This is a genomic window from Mesorhizobium sp. M1163, from assembly GCF_040318415.1.
Lineage (GTDB): Bacteria > Pseudomonadota > Alphaproteobacteria > Rhizobiales > Rhizobiaceae > Mesorhizobium.
Window position 1 is genome coordinate 116,075 of sequence record NZ_JAMYMF010000020.1, and the last position, 10,354, is coordinate 126,428.

At 58.2% G+C, this 10,354-nt stretch carries 8 protein-coding genes and 3 pseudogenes; 4 read left to right on the forward strand and 7 right to left on the reverse strand.

The annotated features are described in order from the left end of the window. Positions 1 to 64 precede the first annotated feature (64 nt). Positions 65 to 574 carry an SOS response-associated peptidase family protein gene (locus NKH43_RS19765; RefSeq protein WP_352859511.1) on the reverse strand — a complete coding sequence of 170 codons (510 nt, stop codon included), beginning with the start codon at positions 572 to 574 and terminating at the stop codon, positions 65 to 67. Between the two features lie 58 nt (positions 575 to 632). On the opposite strand from NKH43_RS19765, the pseudogene NKH43_RS19770 reads away from it, so the two are divergent. After that, positions 633 to 1,049 (forward strand): annotated as a pseudogene (locus NKH43_RS19770) (SOS response-associated peptidase family protein); the annotation flags it as partial. Positions 1,050 to 1,606: 557 nt separating this feature from the next. On the opposite strand, the gene NKH43_RS19775 reads toward NKH43_RS19770, so the two are convergent. From NKH43_RS19775 to NKH43_RS19795, 5 genes and pseudogenes are all read right to left on the reverse strand, one after another. Continuing rightward, complete coding sequence (locus tag NKH43_RS19775) at positions 1,607 to 1,858, reverse strand: DUF982 domain-containing protein (protein WP_352483449.1); 252 nt, start codon at positions 1,856 to 1,858, stop codon at positions 1,607 to 1,609. A 189-nt stretch (positions 1,859 to 2,047) separates the two neighbouring features. Beyond that, entirely contained in the window at positions 2,048 to 2,320 is a 273-nt protein-coding gene (locus NKH43_RS19780; RefSeq protein WP_352859513.1) for a hypothetical protein, read from the reverse strand. Positions 2,321 to 3,461: 1,141 nt separating this feature from the next. After that, a pseudogene (locus tag NKH43_RS19785) lies at positions 3,462 to 3,677 on the reverse strand (plasmid maintenance toxin (PemK-like)); the annotation flags it as partial. 308 nt (positions 3,678 to 3,985) lie between these two features. Next, on the reverse strand, positions 3,986 to 4,186 hold the full coding sequence (locus NKH43_RS19790; protein ID WP_352859515.1) for a CsbD family protein: 201 nt from the start codon (positions 4,184 to 4,186) through the stop codon (positions 3,986 to 3,988). Between the two features lie 449 nt (positions 4,187 to 4,635). Then, positions 4,636 to 5,463 (reverse strand): PRC-barrel domain-containing protein, encoded by an 828-nt coding sequence (locus tag NKH43_RS19795; RefSeq protein WP_352859517.1) that lies wholly within the window; start codon positions 5,461 to 5,463, stop codon positions 4,636 to 4,638. Between the two features lie 370 nt (positions 5,464 to 5,833). Here NKH43_RS19795 and NKH43_RS19800 point away from each other — a divergent pair, with 370 nt between their 5' ends. The 3 genes and pseudogenes from NKH43_RS19800 to NKH43_RS19810 all read left to right on the forward strand — a co-directional run bounded on the left by NKH43_RS19800 (position 5,834) and on the right by NKH43_RS19810 (position 8,269). After that, entirely contained in the window at positions 5,834 to 6,133 is a 300-nt protein-coding gene (locus NKH43_RS19800; RefSeq protein ID WP_352643919.1) for a DUF1236 domain-containing protein, read from the forward strand. 651 nt (positions 6,134 to 6,784) lie between these two features. Further along, positions 6,785 to 7,177 carry a hypothetical protein gene (locus NKH43_RS19805; protein WP_502906497.1) on the forward strand — a complete coding sequence of 131 codons (393 nt, stop codon included), beginning with the start codon at positions 6,785 to 6,787 and terminating at the stop codon, positions 7,175 to 7,177. Between the two features lie 188 nt (positions 7,178 to 7,365). After that, positions 7,366 to 8,269, forward strand: a pseudogene (locus tag NKH43_RS19810) (hypothetical protein). A 1,470-nt stretch (positions 8,270 to 9,739) separates the two neighbouring features. On the opposite strand, the gene NKH43_RS19815 reads toward NKH43_RS19810, so the two are convergent. Further along, the gene (locus NKH43_RS19815) at positions 9,740 to 9,916 is read right to left on the reverse strand and encodes a hypothetical protein (RefSeq protein ID WP_352859519.1); all 177 of its coding nucleotides are present in this window, start codon (positions 9,914 to 9,916) and stop codon (positions 9,740 to 9,742) included. Between the last annotated feature and the right edge of the window lie 438 nt (positions 9,917 to 10,354).

The following is a 10,354-nucleotide window of genomic DNA, read 5'->3' on the forward strand; positions in this document are numbered from 1 at the left end:
ATTAGCCTCGATCACAGTGGCAGCGGCGGATGGCCGGCGAGATCAAAAAGTTCGGATTTTTGGTTCAAAATGCGAGCACCGCCTGTGCAGATGCTTCGCGCGGCTGCGAAACCACGAACGTGCCGGCAGGCAGCGGCCGAAGCAGCTCTTCTTCCAAGCAGGTCCCGCCGTCGAGCCAAGCCATCCGCTGATCGCGCCGCAGCACTGCCATCTGCCGGTCGTGGAAGGGCGCCACGTCGTCGTTCGCCTCGATCGTCAGGATGGCATAAGCCTCAGGCCAGTCCCGTGTCGCCGGGCGCCAGACTCCAGCGAAATAGAACCAGTCACCGTCGGCGAGCGAGAAGCTATAGGCCTTGCCCCTGCTCCGGTGCCGGAACTCGGATGCCGGAACGAGGCAACGGTGACTGGGAAACGTCCTGCCCTCAGCGCGCACAACGGTGAAGGGCCTGCCTCCAACTTCGCTGGGCTGAAGGCCCCAAGGCAGCTCTGCCATCTCAACATCGCCGCCGTAGCGCCTTATGATGACGCGGCGTTCGTCGAGCGATGCGTCGGAATCGAAAACCGTCGCGCTCATGGTCACGCGAACATAACAGGAACACGATCGCTGTGCAATGCGATCGGACGGAGGATCGATGTGCAATGACTATCGATTGATGGTGGACGTCGCTTCGATCGTGGAGGACTTCGCCGACCTGAAGATCAAGATCCGCTTCGGAGAAGGAGCGCCGAACCTCGAGGCGCGCGAGGACATCAAGATAACGGACGTGGCGCCGATCATCAGGATGATCGAGGGCGTGCTCGGCGAAGGCGACTTGGTGCAGCGGCGCTGGAGCTGGCCTGGACCGAACAAGCGGCCGGTCTATAATTTCCGTTCGGAGGGCCGAGAATTCACCTCCGGTCGCTGCCTGATCGTGGCGGACGGTTTCTACGAGTTCACCGATCCGGAAGACCCCAAGAAGAAGCGCAAGGACAAGTGGCTCTTCGCAAAGAAGGACGAGCCGATCTTCTGCATCGCCGGCATCTGGCGTGAAATGCCTGAGGTCGGCGAGGGCGCACAGGGACACAGGAGATCCGCCTGTTTATTACTCCAGACCTAACCAATGCCCCCTGACAGCTATCTACCGGTAGAGTCTCGGGTACTTGGCCTTCTCAGTCTGGCAATCATCCCTACGCCGCACCGCTTTGTTCAAAGCGGCCTCATAGGCGCGGATGGCCCTCGTGAACTTAGGTCGATTGGTGTCAGGTGTTTATCCAGACCGTCGTATAAAAGGACTGGAACAGCTATAATTGCTTTTCCACCTTCGGTTGGCCTCAGCGCCCGGCATCTTTGAATAAACCGATGACGTTACCTGCCATTGTAGCGGCCAAATTCAACTTGGCGTCGGGCATCCGAGCCAGGAAGTTAATGTTTTGCTCCCCTCCCTGTCCGGCTGAAGCAGCCGAAGATATGACGCAGACTGCCGCGCCGAGTGTAATCAAAATGCGGTTCAAAAATTGCCCCCTCAATGTTTGGCGATCTCGACCCAAGCATCGCCCGTTCCTGCAATGCGAGGTTGAAATAATTCAATTCGAAAAGCAATTGGCGTTATGCGACATTGCGCGAGGATCACCGCACCCCGGGAGCAGCGAGCATCTTAGTTTCCTCGGCAGCAGCCAGGAATGCCTTCCGTGCCTCCTCAGGTTCCATCTCGTCGGCAATGCAGGCGATGCAGACGCGTACCGCTTGGTTCCATTTGGGGCCACGCTTGGTCCACTTCATCAGCTCCTGGCCGGCTGCCTCGACGTTGTTGACGTTCCGGGTCATACCGGCGCTCTCAGTCCTCACAGGGACCGGAGGGGAGAACCAATGGGTTGCCATGAGGGGAATGTAGGACGGCTATGGAATTTTGTCGGCCGATTCTTGCTTCGGCAGCTCAGAGTCTTCTGAAAGCTCCCGCGCCAGTGTGGCAAGCGTCGGTGTCAGAGTTGGTTCGCCTACAAACCTTAGGAGCCTGCGTAGCTTCCGGCAGTAGTCTTCCGAACTGATCATCCCCCGGAAGGCACGTCCCTACGCAGCATGGCCGTGAGGGTCACTGAAGGTTCCTTCTGGTTCGTCGAACGCCATAGAAACGTGACGAAGATCAAGCAGGACGGCGCGCCCTTCTTGCGGGGCCGCGATAAGCAAAATTTCGCACAATTCAGCATCCGTCTCGATTACGTGGGGGCACAGGGCACGAAGTGCTGCTAGGGCCGCTTTAGGGGACACCACGTCCCCGTCTGATGCTTCAAGAATGGCGGCGGAAAGAGCGTCAGTCGTGATGCGTGTCGGCTCGGTATCCATGATAGCCCAACCCCTAGTGCCCGAACGGCATGCTGCGCCGAACTGATGAAAGATCAACAAACGATTTCGTGCAGAATGACAGGCCAGAATGTTTGGTAGAAATTTCTGAGCGGGGGATCGGATAACTGGCTCGCGCGAGGCCCCCGTGCCCCTCCGTTTCTCACAAGCGGTGGGCAATTGAGACACCGCCAGCACGACCGAACGCCTCGACCGGCAAAGGCTGTGTCAAGCACAACGGACCTATGTCGCGCCACCCTGTATCCAGTACTGTTTTGGCAGGAAGATAGACGACGGCTGATCTCATGTGGCGCCTTCCCTCCACCCATTTCGATCTATCAAAATTAATTGTGATGGGGGGCGCGGCGGTGCTAGCGTGACTACGGGAAGCTGCTCGGGAGGAGTACCCATGGAAATACGCGACTTCGTTGCCAAGATCTCGGCTGCGCTGCGCAAGCGCCAAGCTGCCATCCCGGTCACTATGAAGCCGATCCGCTCGTCGGTGGCCGATGTTCCGCTCAAGCCGTTGCAGAGGCCAGCGTATCGACCGCGTCCACCGATTCGACCCGCCAGCAACATGTGACCAGACGCTCATTCGTCGCGGCCCTCCGGCCAGCCCTTTGCGAGCGTAAGGTCGGACATCGGAACGAAAGGCGGATACGCGAATTCTACTGCTAGGTAATTGGAATCGTCGCCCAGGCTCGCGACCCTCCACCTTGAAACTGCGAGATACGGCGACGTATTTCGCGCCGCAAGGCTCGCGCGAATAAGGCGGCAAATGGTGCGGCACATCGAGCGCACGGACCGCTCGGCGCAGAAAGTCGAGCAAGCGCTGGCCAAGTTAACCGAAGCAAACGCACCCATGGACCGGCTCACGCGGCATCAGTAGGGCCATGCTCATGCCCGCCACCGCATCGGTATGATATGCGGGGGATTGTGCGGGTGTTGCATCTGCCGTTTGCGCTGTCGCTTTGCAGTTAATGTGAGAATCGCTCGTGAATGTTTTCAGCTGGTTAGCTGTGCATCTAATTTGAGAACGCACGGGGGGTGTGCCTTCCGAACGTCATGCGGGTGCGCAGTGCTGATCAACTGCCTTCGACTGAAGGCTCGGCGAGCCGCAGTTTGGCAGGCGGCATCTTGAACGGCCGTCTACCGCGAACCGGTTGCTTTCCGTCGAAACGACCCACGACCGCTCACCGTCAAGCCGCAAGCGCAGCTTGACCGCAGCCGGTATCTCGATGGCATCATTGGGACCGGACGGCGGCGTATGGGTGATCGGCAGGACCCGGACGACCGGCAAGCCATCCTCCTGCATGGAAACCAGCGCCAGCAAACATCGCGGTATAACTATTCCGGCCATATTGGTCCGCGAGCTGGGTTGCGGACTTTTTCAACACTATCGGCCATAGGGCTACATATCCGGGTTCAACAGATCGCCGCGACTGCCTGGACCTTATGGAGCGCCCAGTCTATCGCAGACCCAAAAAGCTCAAAATGGCTATTACGATCACGACGGCGCCGACCAACCAAATAATGTTGTTCATGATTACGCTCCTTGGCCTAGCCCGAACAGGGAACATTAGATGCGGCGAAAAGTTCCTTGCGCGCGTCGCTTTGGTTGATTAGGGGTGCGCCGAGGCTTCCGGTCGGACCGAGTTAGATCCAGCGCTAGGTGAGTCGTCCGGACCAGTCGTCTATCTGGCGCTCTGCCTCTTCCTTGGCAATTCCATATCGCTCCTGAATTCGTCCGGCGAGTTGGTCACGATTGCCCTCGATGCGATCAAGATCATCGTCGGTAAGATCACCCCATTGCTCCTTCGCTTTGCCTTTGAACTGCATCCATTTTCCCTTGATTTGATCCCAGTTCACATTTTCCTCCTTTGGTGTTCAAAGGAAATGCAAATGGACACCATACGTTCCCGAACAGCGGATCACTTATGACGATTATTATTGGCGACGCAGCAAAAAGCCGCCCGGCGAAGCCAGCGGGGCGAATTGGAGTAGGGGATCGAATGGGAACGATCCGCGTCTTGACATCACGCTCGATCGAAAGGTTCCTCAGCGGGATCAGCTGGCGCGTGCCAAGGGCTTCGGCTGGCGGGCTTTTTGATCATCGCTACTTTCCTTCTGACCTTTTTCAATCTCGTACGACAGCCAGCCGTTTCATCAACAGAAGCACGCCATTTGGAAGGCTGGGAGAGAAGACGGCAAAAACTTCACCGCACCTCAAGTATAGCGTGGCAATCTGGGAGAGACTATTGTCAGCAAACAAAGAGCCCAGCTGTTCTTAACCTGGGCTCTTAAGCATAGCGGTCCTGCTATTTCAGAATCATGCGCTGCTTATCGCGATTCTGGGCATAGGTGCCCTTGTCGTAAGCCATTTGGGCATCGAGCTGGTCTTTTGTGAAGTTTGTGTAGAGATACTTGTTGCCATTTTTGTCGCTCATGAATTTTAGGTTCTCCATCCCAACAGCTACTTCCTTTGATCCGATGCCGAGAAATCCTCCAACGTCAACTATTATTACATCCACGTTTTTGTCGCCGCTCAGAACGACGTCGCCAATCTTTCCGACATTTGCGTCGTCGGCGCCGTAGACCGTGGTGCCAATCAGATCTTCTGCACGGATCTTATCTATTGGCATTTCAGTCAGCGATGACCTGTCAATGGCCCCGGTGGACGTTTTGTCAACAGTGGTGGCTGCAGGCTGCTTGGTCGCGTTCGATGCTGAAGCTGTCTCATATGCCGTTGCATCGAAGCTGGGCTGCGCCTCTAGTTCTTGTTTGGTCGTCGGCACGACTAGCCAGCGGCTGCCGTTCTTTTCTGCCCACTGAGCCTTGGCAAAATCAAAGGCCACGTTCTTCTCACCGACTCCCAGGAAACCGCCAACGCCGATGATGATAAGTTTGGCCGTTCCATCCTTCGCGAGCACTATGTCGTTGACGTCACCGATCTTCTCGGCACTGTCAGCGGTCCCATTGTAGACGTCGGTGCCGATAAATTTGGTCACCAGGTTGCCATCGGCAACGACCGCAGGGGCTGCAAGCGTGGCTTCAGGCTGTGTTGCGGCAGCAAGCTTGTCTCCGGTATAGGCGCCGGTTGCCAGCAGCGTGGCCAGCGCTGTGGTCGCCAAAAGTTTCCGGATCATGATGTTCTCCTTGTGTTTCGCGTGGTGTGACGCGCGCGCCGGCCGTCCATCGGACGCTCAAACGCGAGTTGAAAACGCGAAGTGCCCGATCGAAGTTCCAACACGTTAGCCGGCTCAGCTACTCCCCACCACAGTTGCAAAAAAGCCCCGCCAGATCGCGCTGACCGGGCCAGTTGGCGACTCAATCTCTTCGTCGCCGATGATGAAAGGAGATTGACCAAAACGTCTTGAGAGGCATGTGGTTCCGGTGGAGGAACCCAGGAGGGGAGTATTGGAACAAATGTTTCGCGAGCGTTTAGCAGCCATCGCGGCCTGTAGCCACGCGCGCGGCAGGGCGTTTTCTAGGCCGCTCGAATGGATGGAGGCAGTCATGAAAATACATATTACCACCGCAGCGGCCGGACTCCTGCTTCTGGCCGGTGTTGCGGCCGCTGTCGCTCAAGACGTGGTCATAGAGCCTGAACAGGAAACCGTCATTAAGGAGTACGTGAAAAAGCAGCCGCTGGCATCGGTGAAACTTCCGGGCGTAGAGCTCAACATTGGCTCAACGCTGCCCGACACCGTCGAGCTTCATGAAGTTCCCGACGTTAAATACCGTTACACCGTTATCGACAACCGAACCGTAGTGGTTGACCCCGACACACACAAGATTATCAAGATCATCGAATGACAGGAAAGTCCGCCAGGCGGCAGGCGCCGGCTCCGCGCGCGAAAAGGGGCGGCACGCTCGTGATCTTTCGAAGGACGCGGCGATCGAGGCTGGGGCGCCTAAGGCAAAGGCAAGGCGGCTCCGCCACCTGACGGCAATCTGGACCGAAAAGGCAAAGGCTGAAGCCGTTCGTTTCCTCGCCGCACCAATGCACAAGTTGGCTGTTCCCGATACTGATCGCTTGTATCTGGCGCGGCAGAACCTTGCCTGAAGCTGTAGCCAAGGCCGATCCTAATACCGCCCGCACTAGGACGACACCTCCATACGCGCTGCTAGGCGTGCCACAGGCCTTCCTCGCCGTGCAGGTGCTTCACAGGGCCGATTAGGTCCGGCTTGACCCAGCCCATTTCCGTGGCCGACCGCTTCATCCTTCGGCACCATACGCCTCGCTATAAATACGTACGTATCTGAGGATCGCTTGGCAGGGACTCGAGCTTCATCGAGAATGGCACCGTTCCACCGTTGCGCGCGACGCTCACACATGGGCGTACAGATAGCATTGGGTACGGCTGTGCGTTCGCGCCGCGGTGCGCTGGATGATGTCATTGGGATTCCTGTGTGAAAAGATCCTGGTAGGATTGCCGATTGCGCATACGCGCCCATAGTTGCGGCATGAAGGCGGAGTATGTTGAACTGGTCTTGTTGGAGCAGTCACTCGCCAATACAGACGGTATGAATCGGCCGTTTTCTGATCGAGTGGATGATATCGCGGAGAAAACTGGCGGATCTGTCTTGTTCGACGTTCGCGTGGACGGCGATACTCGCATTCAAAGGATGGCGGCGATTGGGTATGGCGCAAACGACACCGTGGTAGCAATCGTGATGGATAAAAACGGACAACTTAGATCCGCGCCGGTGGACGCAGACAACGACTTTCTGGTGGCCGAACTAACCGTGTGGAGTTCGCTGCCGATGGCCGAGCAGGCCTCTGCCAGCTACTGCGGCGCGGCAACGAGCTTGCTTGCGAAGCTTCGTAAATCGGGCCGTTTCGATCGGTCTACCTGATTTTTCTCAAAGTCGAATGGCGGTGGGGTGATGGCGAGACACACGGTAGCGCGTCATCTGGGTCATGAGCAGTTTCACCGATCGCCTCCTTGGCTTCCCCTTGCGGCTCTGACCATACGTTCTGGTGTTTTCGGACCCAAACGACCTGCACCGCGTTGTTTGCGAGCAGTGCTGTGCTTCGCAATCTGATGGAAAAATCCGACGCCCCTGCTGCACCGCAGATACTTCCTGGTGCCGAAGCGCGCTTTCCGTATGATCGAGCGGCGGCTGAGCGGTTTCGATAGGCATTCCCGCGCGCCAGGTGGAGTGACGAGCGCACAAGCTGGTTCGTGCCGGGAAAGACTGCCGCGCGGCGCGTCCAGCGCGCTGGATGGCGCAAGAGGCGGATCTACGAGTAGCACATGACGACAGCAAGGGACGGGATGCCTTCGCCTTCGATCCGCTGTCGAGCCGGTATCTGGAAGTCGCGGACGACCTGCGCATCCGCACGCCATATTCGCGGACGGTTCTCGAGAAACTGCGAGCCGTTCCATGGGCGAGCTGGGACGACGAACTGCGGGCCTGGAGGGTGCCTTTCCGCTCCTACGAGGAGCTGAGGCGCCATTGGCCAAGCATCGAAAGGGCCGCAGGCCGCGCAGAACCGGAGGAGAGGAAACGGCGACGGGAAGCGTCCAAAGACACCGAGGAATATAAAGCCGCCAGATTGCGGTATGCCGAGCGCAGACGACGTCGCTATCCACTGCCCCCTGACGATTTACCCCGGCTTGGCCGTGCCGTGGCAACGGAGCAATACGGCATCCTGGTCTTCACCGAGATTTCGGGTGAACTCGTCGACGCCTCGGAGTTAGCGGCGTTCTATCCGCATTTGATCGAGGCGAACGTCGACTTTGTCTGGGGCAGATGGCGTCCGGCGACACTGACTGAATTGATTAGAACATGGCCCGCTCGGCCTGCTGCCGGTTAACGGAACGGCAGCGAGGCTGGTGGCAACCAACGCTGCCCGAGCTCAGGATCGCTCGCCAAAAAGCTCGAAGCCTGGCCCGAAGAAGGGCAAGGCTTGGGCCGCTTCCGGCGTCTGTCCGGTTGCTCTAGTGTTGAAATGTCAACCGATCGGAACCTTCCTTGTGCAGCGATTGCGAACAACATGTGAGCTGGCTGAACATTGCCCGATGATGGCGTCGCTGGCCTTGAAGATCGGGACGCATGAAACCGAACTTGATCTGCCGTAGGCGCGCGACACCCGCATCAATGATCTGGCTCCAATAACCCGCGTGGCAGCTGATGCCAGCGTCGGCGTTCTTCGAATTTACCGGACGAAGTACCCGAAGGCCAAGGATCCATTTTCGCTCTACGCTCCGCGTTTATGGCCATCGCCGACCGAGAGGAAGTTCGCCGCTCCGCTATCACGGGGCTGGACGGGCCAAGGTCATCGCTGAATGTAAAGCTATTTCTGCAGAATTCGACGCACACAATGCCGATCCGAGGCCAACTGGGAGTGCATACCCCAGCTTGGAATTGTGCGGAACCGTACGAAGCCGATTGCAAGCAACCAACCTGGTTGGCCGGGCATTAGCAAAGCATCAATTAGGAAAGCATCGGGAGGAAGACCATGCTGCACGTTAACATGCCTCGCGAATTTGAGGTCGGCGATGAGGTTGCGCTGGCAGGTACCGTCATCGCGATTCTCCCCAGCGGGCGCGCCAGGGTGAGCATGACCATCCTTATACGATTGATCCGCCACCCAAAGTCCGGGCCGGCGACCGAGTCGTTCTTGTTGGGGACGTCACCCGCATCGATCGCGCGGCGAACAAACTCTCTGTGCTGTGCGGATTGACTGCGGCGGGGTGATCACGGTCGGCAAGTCGGCGATCACTCGGCTGAGAAAGCACCGCCGGACTTCAGCGGGTTGACGCTCCGGCGATACAACGGCCGGGACGGCTAGGGCACGCATCCAGCATAGTGCGTCCCTGGCGTCTTCGGATTACTGGTGAAGCAAGTCAGATCTGGCCTATCGCAACCGCGCCTAACCTGCCGTCCAGCGTTCGGATTCGCGATCGTCCCGTCCAGGACGTGTCGCACGTGTGCGCTGTGGAAGGAGACGCCCAGCACATTTCGGGTGAAGGCAGCGCGCGCATCGCGATCGATCGTAACCTTTTTCTGCAACGAGCGCCTGATCGCCGGTCAGCAGTTTCAATCGCGATGGGCTCCGGCTTGTACCGATTATGGAGATCACATGTTGTCCCGGGCTCCGATGCCGGCAACAGGTCTGCTTCGGAGCGTCGCGACGGAACTGGGCGACATGGTTGCGGTGGAGTAAGCGCCCTCCCCTGGGTTAACAACCCGGTCGGTGACGGCCGCGACCGCATCGACAACAAGCGCAACGGCAATAACCGCAACGGCAATCAAGTCGTCGCTGAAGGCCGCAAGGTATCTGTCACGACATAGCGTGCCGGCGAAGCTCCACCCTTGCGACGGGGATTCGTTGTAAGCCGATCAGACGGCGCGAGAACTTACCCTCGGTGTGGGTCTCGACCAGGCTCGACGTTCGTCGGTAACTGCCTACTACGAGTCAAGGTCGTAGGGCTCGTGGCCCAGTTCGTTGTGATGAAGCGCCTCTGCCATACATCTGATGTCGAACGCCTGGCCGCACGCCGGGCAGACGACGAAATACTCCTCCTCCCGAAGTGGCGATGCATCGTGGTCTTGGGGGATGACGATGTTATTGTATTCGTCGGGCATTGGGTCCTCCGGCAACGCCGCCCGCCATGCTGGAACGCTTGCCGGCAGGATTTGTTTCAAAGTTACTGCGCCTAAGAAGAAGCCCTGGGCATCGATTGCGGCCCGATATCCGGTTTCGACAGCGATGCTGTCAATAACCCTTCTTTGCCACCGGGCAGTTCAAAGCGATTTTCATCTGCAATCTTTGGTCAAGGCACGGGCAAGAACCGTTTCAGTGCGCGGCAAGGCTCGAATTCAACCAAACATGCGCCGTCATCTGAACTCCAATCCGGCAACGCACACCGCTTGGCCGAGATCGACTATGGAGGCGAATGCCGAGGCCCGCCGCTCCGATGAAAGGTGATCTGATGGGCATCAGCTGCGCGCAAAATAGCTCCGCAATCCGGCACCGGGGGTTTGGGCTGTTGAAGCGCCTGTCTTGCCGGCAGCTCATCCAGT

Bases quoted from the DNA above. Each gene is read 5' to 3' on its own strand.
- NKH43_RS19815 (WP_352859519.1), bottom strand. From the start codon at position 9,916: ATGCCCGACGAATACAATAACATCGTCATCCCCCAAGACCACGATGCA.
- NKH43_RS19765 (WP_352859511.1), bottom strand. From the start codon at position 574: ATGAGCGCGACGGTTTTCGATTCCGACGCATCGCTCGACGAACGCCGC.
- NKH43_RS19780 (WP_352859513.1), bottom strand. From the start codon at position 2,320: ATGGATACCGAGCCGACACGCATCACGACTGACGCTCTTTCCGCCGCC.
- NKH43_RS19795 (WP_352859517.1), bottom strand. From the start codon at position 5,463: ATGATCCGGAAACTTTTGGCGACCACAGCGCTGGCCACGCTGCTGGCA.
- NKH43_RS19800 (WP_352643919.1), top strand. From the start codon at position 5,834: ATGAAAATACATATTACCACCGCAGCGGCCGGACTCCTGCTTCTGGCC.
- NKH43_RS19805 (WP_502906497.1), top strand. From the start codon at position 6,785: ATGAAGGCGGAGTATGTTGAACTGGTCTTGTTGGAGCAGTCACTCGCC.
- NKH43_RS19775 (WP_352483449.1), bottom strand. From the start codon at position 1,858: ATGGCAACCCATTGGTTCTCCCCTCCGGTCCCTGTGAGGACTGAGAGC.